This is a genomic window from bacterium (assembly GCA_020444065.1).
Classification (GTDB): Bacteria; Sumerlaeota; Sumerlaeia; order SLMS01; family JAHLLQ01; genus JAHLLQ01.
Genome location: JAHLLQ010000002.1, coordinates 407,433 through 426,105 on the forward strand (window position 1 = coordinate 407,433; position 18,673 = coordinate 426,105).

The following is an 18,673-nucleotide window of genomic DNA, read 5'->3' on the forward strand; positions in this document are numbered from 1 at the left end:
CGCTCCCGGTCCGGTGCTGGCAAGCCCCGAATTCCCCAATGGGGAGCAAACCACGGACCGATCAGGAAGCCATGTCAGACAAACTACCCGCCGAACTCTCCGCCGCATTCGAGCGATACTCCGAGATGGTCGATGACCAACTGGCCGCGATCATCGGCGCAGAGGAGCAGGTCGCCTCGTTGCACGACGGCATGCTGTACTCGATGGGCCTGGATATTCCGGATCGCGCGGCGCGCGGGAAGCGCCTTCGCCCCGTGCTCTGCTTGCTGACCGCCGAGAGCCTCGGCGCAGCCGCCGAGGAGGCGTTGGCCTTCGCCTGCGGAATCGAACTCATGCACAACTTCGCCCTTGTCCACGACGATATCGAGGACGGCGATGAAGTCCGGCGTGATAGGCCTTCGACGCACCTGAAGTACGGCCTCGCGCATGGCGTGAACATCGGCGATTACTTGTTCTGCAAAGTCTGGTCTGTGCTTCTCGATGAGCCGCGCTGGAGCGATGCCACGCGCCTTGAGTTGATGCGTCTGATGTCCTCGACGCTCGATCATACGCACATCGGCCAGAGCCTCGACATCTCCGCCCGTGATCGCGGCGAAAACTTCCGCATGGAAGAGTACTATCGCCTGGTTCGTGAGAAGACCGCATACTACCTCGCGGCTCCTATGGTCGGTGGTGCCATTGTTGCCGGTGCGGATGCGGAGATCCGCGACGCGTTGTCGCGCTTCGGTCACGCGCTCGGGCCGATGTTCCAGATCACCGATGACTTGCTCGACCTGACCAAGGGCAAAGGTCGCGGCGGCCTTCTGGGCAGTGACATCAAGGAAGGCAAACGCTCGTTCCTTGTCGCCGACGTCGCCTCACGTGCAGATGCAGCCGACCGCACGCGTCTTTTTGAAATCCTCGACAAGTCTCGCGAGGACACGACGTCCGATGATGTCGCGTGGGTAATTGAATTGTTCGAGCGTTGCGGAACACTGGATGTGGCGCGCGCCCGTTGCAAAGAATTGCTGGAAGAAGGCATCGCAGCTTTGGAGAGTGTCCCCCAGCCGTTGCGCGATCAGCTTACAGCCGTTGCGCGCCAGGTCAGTACGCGTCAGCGCTGACTGGATCCGGCGCATCCTGCTCACCCATCCAAGCAAACAACCCCTCGAGTCGATCTCGTTCAGTTGCCAGTGCACCATCCAGACCGCCATCACCATAGATGACCGATTCGAAGTGCTGTCGCAGTTCCTCAGCCAAGTCCTTTGCTGTTGTACCCGGTGGATAGGGACGCCAATTCGGCGAGGTCTGTTGCTCGATAATCACCGCTCGCCAGTCGAGCTGCGGAACCGATCGCAAGTATTCCGCACGCGCGCTCAAGTATTCGTCCCAGGCTTTCTGCCGAAGTGCATCCAAGTCTTCGCGCGTTGTGCCGGGTTTGAGTTCCGGGATGGAGTCGAGCATCATCGGAGCAAAACCCGTCGACACATCGAGGCAGAGTTCCGACGGCGGAAGCGGCGGGGGAGTGGCTCCCAATCTCTGCAGCACACCCGATCCGCTGTCCGGCGGCAGCCCGCACAGCGCACGCAACGACCAACTGTAACCTGCCGCCACAACGGCGCGCTCTCGGTCGTCGCGAAGCTCAAAGACACGGGCCATATTATCGAGTGCTCGCACAGCCGCATCCACTTCGGATGGATCGTCGATAGCATCGAGTTTCAGGAAACGCATCGCCTCCTTCGCGCCGGATGCGATCGCAGCCGAACCCACGGAGCCGAGTGCAAGATCCGGCTCGTCCAGGATCAGGCGGCGGAACAGCTCCTCGCTATGGCCATCACCAAAATCGAGAAACGACTCCGGCTGGGACATCCAGAAGCGCGCGACCACATCCCCGCATACCCGATGCAGTTCAGGACTCAATGCCGGCTGCTTCATGCAGAGCGGATACAGGATCCGCAAGACATCCTGCGGCTGTGGCCCATCGACTCGCGCGTCCAATTCGGAAAGAAGATTGATCTCATCAGGCATCCGCTGGCGAACCCGATTCAGGCGCCATTCTTTGTACCGCTCAATCATCCACCGATTCAATCGCTGCCTGAAGGTGCCGCTTCCATCATCCGCCAATTCCCAGGAGTGCGTGGGAGCGATCTTCATCAATGTTCCTTCGTACTCGGATGACATGTAAATGAAGTGGCAACTCGTCGGACAGATCGCGCCGAATCCACGCTCGAATGAGAACATCTCGCGCCCCGTCTCAGTCGACCAGAGTCGTGCTGCCCCCTGCCACGAAGAGACGACGCGCGTGTCGTTTCCAATGAACTTCACGTTGTGCATCGGGAAGTCCGTGCGATCCAATTTCGCAATCAGGTGACCGCTATTGAGATCTCGCAGGACAGGTCGTCCCTTCTCCGGCCACGCAAGGAGCAGCTTTCCATTCTGCGAAACCCGAACACCGCTGATGTCGAATGGAAACGACATTCGTTCGCGCGGCTTCAGTGTTCCATCATCCCACAATCGCACAGTCTTGTCGGCGCCGATCGTAATGAAGACTTTCAACCGACGGTCATACGTAAGTTCACGGATTCCGGACTTGTGGGCCAGGCGCTCACTCAGTAACTCACCACTGCTCGCCTGCAGCACAAGAAGTCGCCCGTCATCCATTGCAACGACCAGTTTCGTGCCGTCCGAAGTGTATCGGATGTCTAATAGCGACTCTTTGTCTCTGGCGTCCCAATCACCCAAGTGACGCGCTTCTTTGTCTTCCAGCGAATACAGCGAAATGTGCGTGCCTTCTTCGTTCGTCACAGCCAGGTGCCCTGAGTTTGGCTCGAGCGCAAAGGTGCCAACCGAACCCTCGAAAGTGTAAACGCCCAGAATTGCACTGTCGCTTCTCCGCGACTTCTCGATTGTGAAGATGTCGCCTCTGACTCCGGGAATGTAAATGACCGAATCGTCGTCGGTCATCATCGAACCGATGTAGAGATTGTATTCACGACCACCGACAAAGAGGATGTCGCCGGTCTCTACGTCGCGTTGCTCGAACCACCGAAGGCTGATTGCGGAGACGAACTGGTCGCTCTCATCAAACGCCGCGACTCCGCCCGGAATTCGTGTGCCGACGTATGGTGTCTCGATCGAGCGGATGTGCGTCTTGCCCTTCTCATCAACGATCCAGACAGCGTCGCCGCTGGGCATGAGCACGATCCGACGTGTTCCGGCGACGGGGAATTCCTGCATCAGCGAGACATCCAACATTCCCGGGAACGTCATCAGACGCATCTTCCCATCGCCGTAGACGAGGAGATGTTGTTCGTCCTCAGCGAGATCGGCAGAGCCGACTTCGCGACCAGCAAAGCCTTCCGGACGGGGATTCTCCTGCATCAGCGGATAGGGAGGAGAAGCAGGCAAGACGTCGCCGGACTTCATATCGATGATCTGATATTGGGGGAAGCTGTAGCCGCAAGAAATCAGAAGGCGTGCCGGATCGTTCGACATCGTCAGGCCAGCCACAGAGACCTCCGCCTTCCGCAGCGGTCCCGAATCGATTCTTCCATAGAGCGCCGGCGAATTGCCCTGGCCTGTCGCGAAGTAGCGGCGTTGCCGATCGCTTGTGTGATAGAATGCGTGCCAGCGCGATTCGATCGCGCCTGTCTCGTAAAGCAACTCTGCCTCACCCGTCTCTGGATCGCAGCGACGCGTTTCGTTGGAGGAGATCGTGATCAGGCGATTCGCACCCCAATAGAGGGCGCGAATGTATCGACGATGCGGAACCATTGGTCGCACGTCGCCGCTTTCGAGATCGACAATGGAGATCGCGCCCGATTGATCGCCCAATGCGATCTGCTTTCCGTCCGGAGAGAATTCCATCGCCGTGATCGCGGCTTCCATCGGACTCTCGAACTGTGTGACGACGTCCCACTGGGCAGTATCGATAACCAACAGGGGCACACCATCACCGACCAGAGCGATGCGGCTTTCGTCCTGCGAGTAGGCAACGAGCATACCCTCCGGAGCCCGATTTGCGACTTCAAAAAGGACCTGCCCCGTTTCCGCTTTCACCACGCACAGGCCTGACTCTTCATTGACTCCGATGGCGTAATTCTTGGACGGCGACCAGTCCAGATACTCGAATGGAATCTCCCACAGATCGTTGATCGCCAGCGTCATCAGGTAGCCCCACTCCCAGTAGCGATCGCGCTCCGGAATGTGCAGCAATTCCTCGACGGCTTCGGTTCGACGTCCCTGGCTGGCCAGCGATTCCGCCAGCAGCAATCGCGCGCGCATCGTCTCGCGCTCCGCCAGTCCCTTCGCCTGCTGTGTCGCAAGGCGAGCCTCATTCGCCTGTTCGAGCTGCTCCAGGACGCGCGAGTTCGCATCGGAAAGGCGCGTCGTGAGAGAGACCGCGCCAGTCGCCGCGATGATAGTGAGAATCACAATCACTGCGGCGAAGATTCGAAGATTGCGCTTGTTCGCGCTCCTCTTCGATTCGGCTGCATCGACCAACCCGAGGACTTCCTCTCGCCGCACGAGGTTGCCGAGACGTTCGGCTTCGCCTCGGGCGAGCTTCAGGTCGCCGCGTTTCAAAGCCAGGCGCGCATAACGTTCTACCAGGTCCTCGCGTTGGGCGTCGTAATCCGGATTCCCCGGCCACAGCACACGCGCTTGCCCCAATTTTGCCAATGCATCGGCAAAGTCCCGGTAATTGTTTCCGATGCTCGCCGTGGAGACTTCCGACGTCAGGGAGCGCGATTCCTGGCGGTTCCTGGCGCCGGTTATGAAATCGCGAAGAGCAGCGTGGAATTCCAGCGCAGTCGGTCGACTTTGCGGATCCGGACTGAGCGCCCACATTGCCAGTTCACCCAGCGCTTTGGGAACTTCACGATCCGGCGCGACCTCCTCGAACGGGATAATATCCCCATCCGCCGCATGGGCGAGAGCCTGATCCGTGGAGCTCCCCGGATGCGGCGAGTGTTTCGTCAGCAGGTAGTAGAGAATCCCACCGAGCAGGTAACAATCCGTCCAAGGCCCGAGATCGTCGGGAACATCCTTGGTCTGCTCGGGTGCCATGAAACTCGGCGTACCCGCGGGACAGGGTGCGTAATCGCGCGTCGGGTACAGGTGATACGGAAGGTCCTTCGATTCGATGGGCACGTTGACTTCAAAGAGAACGGCCAGCCCCCAGTCGGTCAGCAGAACTTCGCCGTAATCGCCCAGCATCACCTGCGCGGGCTTCAGATCCCGATGCATCACGCCGCGTGAATGGGCGAAGGCAACCGCCTGGCTGACCTGCGCGAGAATCGGCAGATGCCTGGACAGCAGATCGTCTACCGACAACTCGCGGAACTCCGCCGCCAGGACTTCATTCCAGGACTTGCCGCTGACCATCTTCATGGAAAGCAGCGGGATACCGGCTTCATCAAATCCAAAATCGTAGACGGGAAGGATGTTCGGATGATCGAGCAGCGCGGCGATCATTGCCTCGCCCTGGAAGGCGCGGCTCATCAAACTGCTGGAGACGCCTTCCTCTTCGTACTCGATCTGGCGGAGTTTCTTGACCGCGACGATTCGCCACAGCCCGCGCTGGATGGACTCCCAGACTTCGCCCATTGTCCCGCGACCGACACGGCGCATGAACTCGAAGCCCGACGACTGCGTGCGTTCCTTGTCTGCGGGACTCAGGAGTGAACCGGGAAGATCCTCCCGCCGCTTCAGGCGTCCACCCAGCGTCGGAATGGAGCTTCCTTCCTCGCGTGGGAGTGGATTCTCATCCGAGCTCTCCACATAAGGGAGATCCCTGAAACTCTCGTCTCTGGGGTCTAGTGACTCGTTCGGATCGTCCGGCATCCCGCGAGGATGGGATCGCTTCCCCGGCAGCGTCGAGTCTTCTCCAGGTTTGTGATCGTTGTCGCTCATCCCAATAGAACATCCGCGGAGGGGCTTCTCAGCCGTCGACGGACTTTCTCTTCTCCAGATTCCCCAATCTGACAACCGGACGGAATATGGCCACATATCCCTTTGTGCATCAAGGGATTATACCGGTTCGGCGATAAAGAGGAGCGTTCGGGGGCGGTCGATGAACCGGCCAATCCCAACGCCCATCTTCCTTGAGCAATAGTCAATCCATGCCAAAGATGGCATGCTTGGCGCAGATGTAGCCACGATCCTCATTGTCAGGACCGGTTTTTCTGGCGAGGATCCTGCACACAGCCTGGATGAGCGGCCTCTTGGCCGTCCTGAGCCTCACCCACGGAGAGCGCGCATGACTGCAATGGACACCGGCCAACTCCTCTCATTCCCCTACGAGATGTTCGAGAAGCTCGACGTGGGATGTCTCGTCATCGGCCCGGACCGCAAGATTCGAAGGATCAATGGGCCGCTGCAGGATCTTGGCCTCAGCACAGGCAAGACCGTCGGCTTGACCGCGGAGAATGCCCTCGCCCCCTGGGTCGAGGCTCCGAATGCCGCGAAGGTTATCTTCGATGCCGTCGAATCGGCCTTCCAGGGCCAAGTCATCTCTCTCGGCGAGGACATGCAGGCCGTCTTCGCGGAGCCACTCGACCGTCCGCAGCGGCTTGCTTTCATCCCCCTCGGGGCGACGGCCGGCGAGGCAATGGTTGCGATTGTCTTTCTCGACGATTCAGAGAGCCGCGGCGTGCGCGGGCGCTTTGCTAGGATTCTCGATTCTGCGCCCGACGGCGTGATGGTGATCGATGCGAATCGCCGCGTTCGCGTTTTCAATCGTGCCTGTGGCGAGTTGCTCGGGCGCGATCCCCGCGATGTGGTCCGCAGCAATTGCGAATGCTCCGACGTCATTGGCTGCCACACGGAGCACGGCGTCTCGTATGCGACGATGCTGTGCCCGGCCCGGGCGCTGTTCCGCGGCCTGGTGAATCACCAGACGGAGGAAATGCTCTGCGGAAACGCTCGCGGCGAGGAACGTTGGATCGAGACGACCTACAGCCCTGTCCGAGGGCGTGAGGGTGAAATCGAGTACGTGATCGGCATTATCCGCGACGTCCACGAGCGGAAGATCTTGGAGGAGCGCCTCCATCAGACCGAGAAGCTGGCCTCGCTCGGCCAACTGACCGCCGGCATCGCCCACGAAATCAAGAACCCGCTCGGGATCATTCTCTCATCCGTTGAAGTCATCCTGGATGAGAAGCGCCCCGAGAACATGCGCAAAGAAGCCGCCCAGTTCATCAAGGAAGAGGTCCAGCGTCTCGACAGCAGAATCCGATCCTTCCTGTCCTTCGCGCGCCCGCAGCCGATTCACTCCGAGCCCGTTGTGCTCAACGGCGTAATCCGCCGCAGCGTGGGGGCGTTTGCGCTGGCCGAAGGGGCGATCGACGTTGAACTGGACCTGGAGTGTCCCGAAGTCATCGTGCAGGCTGATCCCGACCTGATTCACCAGGTCCTGACGAATTTGCTGCTCAATGCCGCCGAATCCATTCGTGGTCCGGGCCGGATTGCCGTGCGGACACGCACAGAAGGCGATTTCGTGCTCATCCACATCGATGATGACGGGCCCGGAGTGCCGGAGGAAGACCGGCATCGCATCTTCGATCCATTCTACACAACGAAGGCCGAAGGCACCGGCCTTGGCCTGTCGATCGTCTACCAGTTGGTCAGCGAACACCGCGGAACCATCAACGTGTCCACATCGCCCTTCGACGGCGCGCGGTTTACGATCAGACTCCCGCTCCGCCTGCCGGCACAGTTTACCTGACAGGCTGCCCACGAATACGAAGAGCCCCCCAGCGATCGGGGGGCTCTTCGTATTAATCGCTTGTAAATGGCGGCTTAGTTCAACTCAGCCATGTGTTCCTGGATGCGCTCCTGGTCATCGCCATCGACGTGCTTCAGGTAAACTTCCCAGGTCGACTTCGCCTGGGGCACGTGACCGGTCTTCTCGTAGCAGAGAGCCAGGTTGTGGATGGCCTGAACCATCTCTTCGTCGATTTCGACGGCGCGCTTGAAGTGAACGATCGCCTCGCTCCAGTTCTCTTCCTGGGCGGCCTGAACGCCGAGGTTGTAGAAGTCCACCGCCTCGGTCAGCTCAAACCCAAGGTCCCGCAGGATCGTCGCGGATTCCGCCGGATTGACGGAGTTCAGCAGAGTCAGCCCATAACGGCCCAGAGCCACATCGTAATCCAGCTTCAGTGTCTCGCGATAGCGATCGAGTTCGCGTTCGTACAGATCGGGGTCTTTCTTTGCCATGAAAACAAGCCTGTCGCAAAAATGTTGGGCCCGGCACGGCGTGCGGCCGGACAATGACGCGCATCGGTATCTGACAGCCCGGGGCGGTGTCGAGGGAAAAGACTTGCCTCGCTGAGCGGCGGCCGTGCGCCACGAAGCTGGGCCGCGGAATCCATCTCCTGCCCCTCACGACCCACCGCGGTCCGGGACGTGTCTTTTTGAGCCACGCCCACCCTCTCGCGCCGGCTCAATCATCGCCTAACCACAAGAAAATCAAACGGTTCGCTGCCGTTACGTCGGGAACACTCCGCTGGCCTTCATTTTGCGCCCCTGTCCGCCAGACAGAGATGTAGTTTCCCGGAGGCGTTAGGACATATGAGCAAAGTAATCGGAATCGATCTGGGCACCACGAACTCGTGCGTCGCCGTTATGGAAGGCGGCGAGGCCGTCGTGATCACCAGTTCGGAAGGCTCTCGCACCACCCCGTCGGTGGTCGCGTTCACCAAGGACGGCGAGCGCCTGACCGGTCAGGTCGCCAAGCGGCAGGCCATTACCAATCCCGAAAACACGATCTTCTCGATCAAGAGATTCATGGGAATGAAGTACTCGGAGATGCAGAAGGAAGCCGGGCGCGTTCCCTATCACATCAAGGCAGCCGACAACGGCGACGCAGCGGTCGACATCAAAGATCGTCTGTACTCTCCGCCCGAAATCAGCGCCATGATCCTGCAGAAGATGAAGCAGACCGCCGAGGACTACCTCGGACACAAGGTCGAGAAGGCTGTCATCACGGTCCCGGCCTATTTCAACGACTCGCAGCGCCAGGCGACCAAAGATGCCGGCCGCATCGCCGGTCTTGAAGTTCTGCGCATCATCAACGAGCCGACGGCCGCGTCGCTGGCCTACGGTCTCGATAAGAAGAAGGATGAGAAGATCGCCGTCTACGATCTCGGCGGTGGCACGTTCGATATTTCCATCCTCGAGTTGGGCGAAGGCGTCTTCGAGGTGAAGTCCACCAACGGCGACACGCACCTGGGCGGCGACGATTTCGACCAGGCCGTGATCGATTGGCTGGCCGACCAGTTCAAGCAGGAAAACGGCATCGATCTGCGCCAGGACCGTATGGCCCTACAGCGCCTGAAGGAAGCGGCCGAGAAGGCCAAGGTCGAGCTCTCCAGCTCGATGTCCACGAACATCAATTTGCCCTTCATCACCGCCGACGCCAGTGGCCCGAAGCACCTGAATGTCGATTTGAGCCGCAGCCAGTTCGAGCGCCTCGTCGAGCCGCTCGTCGAGCGCACGGTTGGCCCCTGCAAGAAGGCGCTGGCCGACGCCGGTCTCGACGCCAGCGAAGTCGATGAAGTCATCCTCGTTGGCGGCTCGACCCGCATCCCGATGGTTCAGGAGAGCGTGCGGAAGGTCTTCGGTAAGGAGCCCAACCGCAGCGTCAACCCAGACGAAGTCGTTGCCATCGGCGCCGCGATCCAGGGCGGCGTGCTGGCGGGCGACGTCAGCGACGTGCTGCTTCTGGATGTCACGCCGCTTTCCCTCGGCATCGAGACCTTGGGCGGCGTCTGCACCAAGCTGATCCCGCGCAACACGACGATTCCGACGAAGAAGAGCGAAATCTTCAGTACCGCCAGCGACAGCCAGCCCAGCGTGACTATCCACGTGCTCCAGGGTGAGCGCGAAATGTCCATGGATAACAAGTCGCTCGGCAAGTTCAACCTCGACGGCATCCCGGCCGCTCCGCGCGGCGTTCCGCAGATCGAGGTGACCTTCGATATCGACGCGAACGGCATTCTGCATGTCTCCGCCAAGGATCTGGGCACCGGCAAGAGCCAGAAGATCCGCATCGAGGCCGGTTCAGGGCTCGATGAAGGCGAGATCGACAAGATGGTGCGCGAAGCCGAAGAGCACGCCGCCGAAGACAAGGCCAAGCGTGATGCCATTGCGGCTCGCAACGAAGCCGACGCCCGTGTCTACGGCGCAGAGAAGATGATGCGCGAGTACGGCGATAAGATCGCCGCCGACCAGAAGGGCGCTATCGAATCCGCCATCGAAGAGGCCAAGAAGGCCTTGGAAGGCACCGATCTCGAGCTCATCAAGTCGACCGGCGAGGCCCTGGAGCAGGTGCTCCAGAAGGCCGGCGAGGCGATGTATGCTTCGGCCCAGCAGGCCGCCGGCGGAGCCCCTGGTGCGGGCCCGGAAACACCGGGAACACCCCCTCCCGAGGGTGCCGATGACGACGTCGTCGACGCGGAATTCGAGAAGGTCGACGACGAGAAGAAGTAAGCCGGATCACTTTTTCCTTTGCCTTCGGGGGGCTATCGGCTTAGGACCACGCTTCCCGACGGCAGGAAATCGTTTGTTTCCCAGCCAGTCCAATCCACGCGGCAGGTAGTCAGTTATGGCGAAAAAGGAAAAGATGTGCGAGGCCGACGGCAAGTACTTGATGATTAATGCGGTGGCGCGTCGCGCCAAGCAGCTTATCAAGACCGGCCGACCCACAATCCCTTACGCGGAAGGCAACTTCGACCCCGTCGATGTGGCTCGCGAAGAAATCGCCGCCAGCAAGGTCATCGTCCGCAACCGCAACGAGGAATCCGGCGAGCTCGAGAAGCTCACCTGAAGGATCCCTCTTCACCCGGAATTGAAACAAGCCCCCGCATCCGTGCGGGGGCTTTGATTTATAGTCGATTCACTGTCAGACGCTGTTACTACTTCTTCCGTCTGCGGCGGCGACGACGGCCGCCGGACTTCGCTTCGCCCTCGGCACCTTCGGCCTTAGGAGCCTGGGGCTTTCCGTCCTTCTTCTTGGCTCCGCCGCGGCGCGACCTGGTTCTTGCCGGCTTGGCAGACTTGTCGTCCTTCTTCTCAGTCGATGCTGCCGCCTGTTCTTTTGCGCCGTCTCCGCCCTTCGACTTGTCACGCGAGCGCCTGCGGCGGCGACGGCGGCCCTTCTTATCCGAATCCTCCCCGGAGTCTTCCTCCGAGTCCGACTTAGCCTTTGCCTTTGGCTTGGCAGGTTGCTTGGGTTCCGGCTCCTTTGCGGGCGGGGGCTCGGGCGAGACGAGTCCACGGGCCTCGGCCCGTTCGCTCAACTTCTTCTCCAGGACCTTGGCCATGCTCTTCATCTGATCGGGCACGCGGACGTCTTCCATGTCCTCGATCGAGACCTTGAGGGTCGGCCCATCCTGCATCTTGACCGTGTATTCGCCAGTCAGGATGTTCCGATCGATGATGATGCCTTCTTTGCCCTCGGCCTTGATCGTCGCCCCCTTTGGCATCAGGCGCTTGTTCATGTCGCGGTACTGATCGACTTCGTAGGAAAGGCAGCACAGCAGGCGCCCGCATTGACCGGAGAGCTTGCTTGGCGGAAGATTGATGTCCTGGTCCTTCGCCATGCGGATGCTGATGGGGCGGAATTCCGGCAGCCACTGCGAACAGCAGGTTCTCAAGCCGCAGACGCCAAATCCGTCGATGACCTTCGCCTCGTCGCGCACGCCGATCTGCCAGAGTTCAATACGTGCGCGCAGAATCAACGACAATTCGCGGACCAACTGGCGGAAGTCGACGCGTTGATCGCTGGTGAAATTGTAGATCACTCGCCCATCGCCAGGGTCGATCCGAACGGTCGAGATTTTCATCGGCAGCTTCAGTTCGCGCGCCTTCTCCTTGCAGAGATTCAGCGCGCGGCTCTCTTCGGATTTGCGGACGAAGAAGGCCTCCTTTTCCTCTGCCGTGGCTCGACGCAGAATCCGTCGGAACCGTTCCTGGCGCAGCTTCAGTTGATCGGTCGAGACGAACTCGACGGCGGCGATAATGCCAATATCCTGGGACCCTTCGCGCTCGGCGACGACGAACTCCGAGGGGCTCAGATCTCCGATGCCGGGTGCGGTATAGCGCAGTGGCATTTCGTTAGGGGCGAATTTGAGGCTTACCAGTTGGGCCATTGTTCCAAGGACATCTTTGCTCGAGATTCCGTAATTCCTGCAGATTCGGCGGGATTTCGCCGAACTGGTGTCTCTCCCCGTCTCCACCGGGCAAACAAGCTTGCACGACGCCCCGCGGGCGCGCTAGCGATTTTCCTCTGTCGCCGGACGGCAGAATTCGACTCGCGGAGAGGCCCGAAGTGGAAGACGCACAGGCCGCCAACAATCGGCTCGCCACCAAGATGATGCGGATGGATATCAACCGCATTCTGCTGCGCTGGGATCCCTTGCATGTCCAGGGCCTGCATGGCGCCGATCGCGAGTACGAACCGCAGATCGGCCCCATCCTGGTCCTCGTCAAGAAGGGCGCCGACTATATGGAAATCGCCCGCCATCTGCACGATCTGATGAAGGACGAATGGCGCGTTCCCCAAGATCGAGAAGCCTGCGTTCGCGTCGCCCGGAAGCTCTACAACGTCGGCGCTACATTTCGCGGCGACGCCCCGATAAAGGACTGATCTAGCGCTCCTGCCACCGTTCCCGCCATCCCCGCAAGTCCGCATGCACGTAAGGGGTGCCGATGTGGTTCGGGCCTTCGAAAGACGCGCTCGTGCCGATGCCCCCCTTGTGATCCATCGCCTTCATGGCGGCCTCGACCCAGTCGCCCAGGACTTCAGAGTCCTCGATGGTGATTTCGCCGTCCTTGTTCAGATCATCCATGCGGAAATCGTTGTTCAGGTCGTAGATGATCGCGAAGGCATCGCCGTACTGATAGCGCGTGAAGTCAGCCAGCTTGACGCCCATGCGCTCCAGGCGCTGCCGCTCATGGGGCGAGATGAAGCCGCGGAGGATTCGTAATCCCGTGGCGCTCTTACCGGCCTCTTCGACCTGATTCCGGAGTTCTTCCCACAAGACCACAAGATTCGGATCGAGCGCCACGAAGCGCACCTTCTCATCGTCGAAGACCGGTGGATTCAGTGTTCCAAGAGTCGCATGGGCGCTCAGTTGCAGTCCCCGTGTCGCCTGGTCGAGGCGGTAGAATGTGTCCGGCGGGTGGTAGAGCATGCTGTTGCGTTGGACGACGGAAGGCGCTTGCTCATCGTACTCGTTGGGATAGATGCCGATGACCGTGCTTTCGATCACTCCGTCACCGTTTCGGTCGAAGGACAATCCCGGCAGAATCTTCAGTTCGCCGAAACCCTGTGAAGCCTCTGCCAGTTCGCTATCCAGGACTTCTGTGGCGCTTGACGTCGTCACGCCGGAACGCGCGGCATAGCGGACTCGAACTTCAGCCAGACTACCATCGGTCCCCGCGCGCCAGCGTATCCGGTCACCATCCACGGAATAGGCGCGGCCACTTGTCCACTCCCACACCAGGCGAGTCTGATCATCCTGTGTGATGCGGCCGGGATGCCCGGGCTGGGCTCCAATCGAGGGAAGTTGCCCCCCGCCCGACTGGCCCTCCGAGGTCACCTCGACGGCCAGCTCTACGTCCTCGCCGGCCTCGGCCAAATACACGAAGTTGCCATCGACACCTGTGTTCCCTTCCGGCACAATCCGGACTGCGACCCTCTTGACAGGGACTTGTGCCTGTGCCGTGGGCACGGGAGCCGCGAGATCGTTATTCGAGAGCGACAGGTCGCTCTGGCAGTACGCGGGCATGGTGAACAGTGACAGGAGTAGCAGAAGGGCCCCATACTGTCGCGATGATTGAGTTCTTTGGGGTTTCCTTCGGATCGTCGGGAGGGATAACATAGGAAAGAACCTTGCCTCGGAGGATATGATCGCGAAGAAGATAGGGTCGACAGGGCGGCGAACTCAAGAGGTGCTGGTAGGTTCAACACAAGATTTTCCCGTAGCGGTAGAAAAGTCGTTGCGGCAGCGTCGGGCACGGGGCTTCCTTTGCCTTTGGGTCTTTTCATGACGCGTTGATTCTCAGAAAAGAACAAACGGAAACAGCAATCCATGCGGAATAGACGGCCAATACACTCAACCCGAGGGGCACTCTGGGCGCGAATGGGACAGGCTTGCTGGCTACTTCTGGCGGCACTACTCTTCTCGAGTCTCCTGCCGAGTCTTGTCCATGCACAGCAAGCCTTGGGTGAGCAGGACCGATTTGCCCGGGCGCGGGAAATCGATGCAACCAAGGAGCAGATTCGACGTCTCTTCGCCGAAGGTCGATATGAGGACGTGATCAAGTTCTCCGACCAGTTGTTGACCTTGGATCCTGATAATCCACAGGCCGTCTTCTGGAAGGACTTGGCAGAGCGGAAGCTGCTGAGCTCCGATCAGCCTTCGAGCATCTTTGGCGACGGCCCGTCTGAAGTCGTCCCGGAGCCCACACAGGCTCCCATGAAGACCGCCCAGCAGCTTCTTAACGAAGCCAGAATGGCAGGTGGGAATACTCTTCAGACTCCGGCCCAGCAGGCGGAGTCGCGTCCACGCAGCACCTACCGCAGCAAGAGCACGCTTCCGATGGGCGTCATTATTGGCCTGATCGTCGGTGTGATTGTCCTGCTGGCGATCGCGATCATTGCCTGGGTCATGTTCCGTAACTCCCGCCGCCGGTTGCAGACGGCGCTTGAACAAGTCCGCCGCACTCGAAATCTGGATGGCGACGCAACCGTCCACGATGCCCCGACCGGCCTGGCCGATCAGCCGACGCACGTTACTGCCGGCGGAGACGTGGAGACCTCGATTACTCAGCATGGCGTTGGACAGCCCGATGAGCCGACGGTCAGTGAACAGACAGACATCATGTCGTCGCTTTCGGTTGGTCCGGATGAGGAATCGGTCTTCGAGGCCGGCGGCGGAGTCGGCTTCCCCGACGTTCCGACGCTTCACGATGAATTTGATCCTGAAGAAGAGCAGCCCGTCGAGGAACAGCCCGTCGAGGAGCCGACCGTGGACCTCGCCAGCGGCGACAGCCAGGTGGGCGATGTCGAAGAGGTCAAAGGCGATACATTCGCCTCGGTTTCTGCCAGCGATGAGGACGACTCCATTTCTCTCGGCGGAGAGTCGGAAGCGCCTGCCGAAGAGGAAGCGGAAGATCCGAACGCGATGTCCTACAACTCGCTGATGTTCACGGAAGATGAAACCGTGATGCCGGGTGCGACCCCCGCTGCGAAGCAGGAGCAACCCGAGCCGGACGCGGAAGACACGAGCTCGCTGTCTTACAACTCGCTGATGTTTGCGGACGACGAGACGAAGCTGCCGCAGGCTCCGCCCCCTGAGAAATCCGAAGCCGAAGCGGGTCCCGAAGACACAAGCTCCCTCTCCTACAACTCGCTGATGTTCGCCGAAGATGAAACCAAGATGCCGACGGCGGATCAGCCGACCCAGCATCACGACGCCGGCGGCGAAGATCCGAACGCGATGTCGTACAACTCGCTGATGTTCCCGGGCGACGAGACGCAGATGCCAGGCGCAGAGCAGTCTCAGGCAAAAGAAGCGGACGACCTCTCGAAGTCGAGCTTCGACAAAGAATATCAGAATGTGATGTTCGGCGAGGGAAGCGAAGAGACCAAGAATCTCGAGAAGGGCGGAGGCGGCGTCGACGAGGCCCTCTTCGACACGATCAAGATCGACGGCGACATCAAACTCGACGATGTCTCGCTGGATGAAACGCTGGCCCAGGACGGTGGATCCATTTCCGGCGAGGAAGTGACCATGCAGCTGCCCGGCACCGGGGGAGACTCCGACCCGGCAAAGATGTTCGTAACGCAGAAGAACGCCGGCAAGCAGGCGCTCGAAAAGGGGAACTTCTCCCGCGCCGTAGAATGTCTCTCAGTTGCAGCCAGTCTTCGTCCGGATGATAAGGAAGTCACCCAGATGCTTGACGAGGCCAAGCGCAGACGAAACGCCTGATCTCGAGACAATTCCGAAAGAAAAACGAGGAGATGACCGCCATGGCGTCATCTCCTCGATTGCTTTAAGTCCGTGGTTGAAGTCGTCCTTCGATTACTTGCTGACGGCCTCTTCTTCTTCCTTGCGGTAGACGATCTTTCCGCCGACTTCGACGGCATCCACAATCCCGACGACCGTCGCATCCAGAGGTTTGTTCTTCACCCGCGTCGCCATGCGGGCCGACGAGCCTTGCACGATGATGACGATCTCGCCCATGCCGGCTCCCACGCCGTCCGCCGCAATGACGAATTGGTTCTTCAGTTTCATATCCATGTCGACGGATTGGGCAACCAGGAGCTTCAGGCCTTCCAGGCCCTCGTCTTTTGCTGTAGCGACTACGGTTCCTACGACTTTGCAGAGCAACATGGGGTTTCTTCTCCCGGCATCGTCAAATCAAGGGGTCACTCTGGTGAATCCCGATCCGGTTCGGCAAGCGGAAGATGCGGCGTCGAATTGCATCCAGTCGATTCGATCGGACAAGAATCGCAGGATGTGCAAGATGGGCCGAGGTTTGCGATGAATACCTGGTTCTTCGACTTCCAGGCTTCCGGCTCTTTTCGTTCATCCTTCTCAGTCATTGCTTGTTTCCCGCCTGGGTGCCTCGCGCAATCTCGTTCAGTTCATCGACTTTGGCGTTGAAACGATCCGAGAGATCGTTGCGATCGGCGATCACCCCATCGATTTTCTCTTTCAACTCATTCCGCTGCCCGACGCGTCCATTGTAGTAAGCGATCGCCTTCTTGTGGAACTCTGGATCAGGCGCCTGACGCGCCCGAGGCAATTCATTCTCCGAGTAGTTCTTCAGCCACATGTCCATTGCGCCGAGTTGCTGCTGGAGCGCGCGGATTTCCTCATCCTTTGCGGCGATCTCCTTCTCCATTTCATCCAGTTCGGCGTTCAGTTGATCGTAACGCGGATTCGATACCTGCTCGCCGGCGTTCCGGCGCTCCAGTGTATCCTGCAGCGTCTGGACCACTTCGTCCGCGTTTGGCAGGCCTTGAGACTGTGGAGCCAGTTTGGGAGACTTCATCACCACGATCACACCGGCGAGAGCCAGAAGCAGCACGACGACCAGAACGCGCCAGAACGTCGTGCTCTCGAAGATGTTCCCGGATCCTTCTTCAGCCATGGGCCCGATCCTCCCGATCGACTCCAAGAAATCGCCCAATGGGCCCATCGCGGCAAGGCGAAACCCCGCGCCGAACCGGCGCGATCCGTGCATGACGTAAAAAGGATCCTCAAAGGTCGGTCATCGGGCTTGAGGTTTTCAGCCACCTTCTCTCAAGATGCCCGTGCCAGAGTACACTGGCGAAGGGACAATCGGGGAACCATGGGTAAGAATCCACAAGATCCGCTGCGCCCAGTCTCTCTTCAGGGGAAGAGTCTGCGCAAGATCCAGCAGAATGAGGAAGAGAAGGCGCGCCAGGACCAGCAGCGTCCGCCCGCTTCTCCTCGTTCCTCGGACGGCGTTCCGCTCGGTGGCCCGCGGTCGTCCGCCGGAAATCGCCTTCTGGACGGTTCGGTACCCCCGATGCCGCCGGTCGCTCCGCCTCCGAAAGCTCCGGACGCCTCTCGCCGCACGCGAGCCAAGCATCGCGACGCATGGGCGGCGATTCTGTGGGGCGAGCCCGAAGATGCGGCCTCTGCGCTCGCGACCGCCGAACAGGAACCGGAGCAGGCTCCCCAGCCCCCCGCACAGGCCGCTCCCAAACCGCCAAAGCCGCACATCCCGGGGGGCACAAGCCGGGGCAGCCGCAGGCGCACGTGCAGCTTTCCGGGCGTCTTGCGCATCATGGTCCCGGAAGAGACATTCACGCCTCGCACCCTGGCGGTTCGCATCGTTGATATCAGCCTCAGCGGCGCGCGCCTCGAAACGCGGCAACTGGATGAGCCCTACGCACGCGTTCTCGATCGCGATCCGCGGCACCTGCGCCTGGAAGCTCTCTTCCCACGTCGCGAGAAGACGACGCTGACCGGAAAACTCATCTGGTGCCGCTACGATCCGGAGATTTCCGTCCTCGGTATTCAGTTCGACGAAGGACCGGAGGACCTGACGCACATCTTCCTGCCGGAGAATCACTTCGAAACTGATCCGGACACCTATTGCCTGTCGCCGCCGGTTCTCGATCCATTCCCGAGCGTGACGTCTCGAGAGAATCTGCTGCTGACCGGAAAGGTCGCCGAGGCCGACATCGTTGTGCTCCGTGTTGGTCCGGAAGCGACGGAGATACCCGTCACGAATCATCGATTCCGTGCGGAAGTACCGCTGCGTGTCGGGCGTTCAAACTTCTTCTCCTTCACTGCGGTGCGTGAGGATCGATCCTCCATTCCGACGCCTGTGTGTGTCTTGCACAGGCCCGAGGAGGAAGCCGGACAAACGCGCTTGCCGTCAGGGCTTTTCGACCAGGTTCAAGTCGACCCGGAAGGGCAGGAAGTCGTAGTGCGCCTCTCCGGTTCTCCCGGCCGTTTCGTTCCCGCAATCAAGACGCTTAGCGAAGTACTCAAACATGCGGAAGAGTGCTCGCTGACGTACACGTTGAAGGGCGACGCGCGACTCGCCGCGCGCATCCTTCGTGGCGAAAAGGTCGAAGACGACGGCGAAGGCTTCACGTAAAATCCCTCATCCCCGATCTCTTCATTTGTGACTCACGCCGGAC

14 protein-coding genes are annotated in these 18,673 nt (G+C 60.1%); 7 read left to right on the plus strand and 7 right to left on the minus strand.

The features are described from left to right. Positions 1-71 precede the first annotated feature (71 nt). The gene (locus KQI84_06155) at positions 72-1,103 is read left to right on the plus strand and encodes a polyprenyl synthetase family protein (protein MCB2154449.1); all 1,032 of its coding nucleotides are present in this window, start codon (positions 72-74) and stop codon (positions 1,101-1,103) included. On the opposite strand, the gene KQI84_06160 is transcribed toward KQI84_06155, so the two are convergent. Beyond that, positions 1,084-5,892, minus strand: a complete 4,809-nt coding sequence (locus KQI84_06160; GenBank protein MCB2154450.1) for a protein kinase — start codon at positions 5,890-5,892, stop codon at positions 1,084-1,086. The genes KQI84_06155 and KQI84_06160 overlap by 20 nt on opposite strands. 346 nt (positions 5,893-6,238) lie before the next feature. Here KQI84_06160 and KQI84_06165 point away from each other — a divergent pair, with 346 nt between their 5' ends. Beyond that, positions 6,239-7,705, plus strand: coding sequence for a PAS domain-containing protein (locus KQI84_06165; protein ID MCB2154451.1), 1,467 nt, complete (start codon positions 6,239-6,241; stop codon positions 7,703-7,705). Positions 7,706-7,779: 74 nt separating this feature from the next. On the opposite strand, the gene KQI84_06170 is transcribed toward KQI84_06165, so the two are convergent. Beyond that, positions 7,780-8,196, minus strand: a complete 417-nt coding sequence (locus KQI84_06170; GenBank protein ID MCB2154452.1) for a tetratricopeptide repeat protein — start codon at positions 8,194-8,196, stop codon at positions 7,780-7,782. Between the two features lie 354 nt (positions 8,197-8,550). On the opposite strand from KQI84_06170, the gene dnaK reads away from it, so the two are divergent. Together dnaK and KQI84_06180 are read left to right on the plus strand one after the other, a co-directional pair. Next, positions 8,551-10,470 carry a molecular chaperone DnaK gene (dnaK, locus tag KQI84_06175; protein MCB2154453.1) on the plus strand — a complete coding sequence of 640 codons (1,920 nt, stop codon included), beginning with the start codon at positions 8,551-8,553 and terminating at the stop codon, positions 10,468-10,470. Between the two features lie 115 nt (positions 10,471-10,585). Beyond that, the gene (locus KQI84_06180) at positions 10,586-10,807 is read left to right on the plus strand and encodes a DNA-directed RNA polymerase subunit omega (GenBank protein MCB2154454.1); all 222 of its coding nucleotides are present in this window, start codon (positions 10,586-10,588) and stop codon (positions 10,805-10,807) included. 88 nt (positions 10,808-10,895) lie between these two features. Here KQI84_06180 and KQI84_06185 read toward each other — a convergent pair whose 3' ends face one another. Then, complete coding sequence (locus tag KQI84_06185; protein MCB2154455.1) at positions 10,896-12,131, minus strand: hypothetical protein; 1,236 nt, start codon at positions 12,129-12,131, stop codon at positions 10,896-10,898. A 179-nt stretch (positions 12,132-12,310) separates the two neighbouring features. On the opposite strand from KQI84_06185, the gene KQI84_06190 reads away from it, so the two are divergent. Next, positions 12,311-12,628 (plus strand): hypothetical protein, encoded by a 318-nt coding sequence (locus KQI84_06190; protein ID MCB2154456.1) that lies wholly within the window; start codon positions 12,311-12,313, stop codon positions 12,626-12,628. Between the two features lies 1 nt (position 12,629). Here KQI84_06190 and KQI84_06195 read toward each other — a convergent pair whose 3' ends face one another. Beyond that, complete coding sequence (locus KQI84_06195) at positions 12,630-13,664, minus strand: hypothetical protein (GenBank protein MCB2154457.1); 1,035 nt, start codon at positions 13,662-13,664, stop codon at positions 12,630-12,632. A 462-nt stretch (positions 13,665-14,126) separates the two neighbouring features. Between KQI84_06195 and KQI84_06200 the strand changes: the two genes are divergently transcribed. Then, positions 14,127-15,977 (plus strand): hypothetical protein, encoded by a 1,851-nt coding sequence (locus KQI84_06200; protein ID MCB2154458.1) that lies wholly within the window; start codon positions 14,127-14,129, stop codon positions 15,975-15,977. Positions 15,978-16,070: 93 nt separating this feature from the next. On the opposite strand, the gene KQI84_06205 is transcribed toward KQI84_06200, so the two are convergent. The 3 genes from KQI84_06205 to KQI84_06215 are packed head-to-tail and all read right to left on the minus strand — an operon-like array spanning position 16,071 to position 17,145. After that, positions 16,071-16,382, minus strand: a complete 312-nt coding sequence (locus KQI84_06205; protein MCB2154459.1) for a EutN/CcmL family microcompartment protein — start codon at positions 16,380-16,382, stop codon at positions 16,071-16,073. 35 nt (positions 16,383-16,417) lie between these two features. Then, the gene (locus tag KQI84_06210; protein MCB2154460.1) at positions 16,418-16,594 is read right to left on the minus strand and encodes a hypothetical protein; all 177 of its coding nucleotides are present in this window, start codon (positions 16,592-16,594) and stop codon (positions 16,418-16,420) included. Next, positions 16,591-17,145, minus strand: coding sequence for a hypothetical protein (locus KQI84_06215; protein ID MCB2154461.1), 555 nt, complete (start codon positions 17,143-17,145; stop codon positions 16,591-16,593). Before KQI84_06215 ends, KQI84_06210 begins: the two co-directional genes overlap by 4 nt. A 201-nt stretch (positions 17,146-17,346) precedes the next feature. Between KQI84_06215 and KQI84_06220 the strand changes: the two genes are divergently transcribed. Beyond that, entirely contained in the window at positions 17,347-18,630 is a 1,284-nt protein-coding gene (locus KQI84_06220; protein ID MCB2154462.1) for a PilZ domain-containing protein, read from the plus strand. The last annotated feature ends 43 nt before the right edge of the window (positions 18,631-18,673 follow it).

Coding starts and splice junctions, on each gene's coding strand:
- KQI84_06185 (MCB2154455.1), bottom strand. CDS start 12,131: ATGGCCCAACTGGTAAGCCTCAAATTCGCCCCTAACGAAATGCCACTG.
- KQI84_06170 (MCB2154452.1), bottom strand. CDS start 8,196: ATGGCAAAGAAAGACCCCGATCTGTACGAACGCGAACTCGATCGCTAT.
- KQI84_06205 (MCB2154459.1), bottom strand. CDS start 16,382: ATGTTGCTCTGCAAAGTCGTAGGAACCGTAGTCGCTACAGCAAAAGAC.
- dnaK (MCB2154453.1), top strand. CDS start 8,551: ATGAGCAAAGTAATCGGAATCGATCTGGGCACCACGAACTCGTGCGTC.
- KQI84_06210 (MCB2154460.1), bottom strand. CDS start 16,594: ATGACTGAGAAGGATGAACGAAAAGAGCCGGAAGCCTGGAAGTCGAAG.
- KQI84_06155 (MCB2154449.1), top strand. CDS start 72: ATGTCAGACAAACTACCCGCCGAACTCTCCGCCGCATTCGAGCGATAC.
- KQI84_06160 (MCB2154450.1), bottom strand. CDS start 5,892: ATGAGCGACAACGATCACAAACCTGGAGAAGACTCGACGCTGCCGGGG.
- KQI84_06200 (MCB2154458.1), top strand. CDS start 14,127: ATGGGACAGGCTTGCTGGCTACTTCTGGCGGCACTACTCTTCTCGAGT.
- KQI84_06220 (MCB2154462.1), top strand. CDS start 17,347: ATGGGTAAGAATCCACAAGATCCGCTGCGCCCAGTCTCTCTTCAGGGG.
- KQI84_06165 (MCB2154451.1), top strand. CDS start 6,239: ATGACTGCAATGGACACCGGCCAACTCCTCTCATTCCCCTACGAGATG.
- KQI84_06215 (MCB2154461.1), bottom strand. CDS start 17,145: ATGGCTGAAGAAGGATCCGGGAACATCTTCGAGAGCACGACGTTCTGG.
- KQI84_06180 (MCB2154454.1), top strand. CDS start 10,586: ATGGCGAAAAAGGAAAAGATGTGCGAGGCCGACGGCAAGTACTTGATG.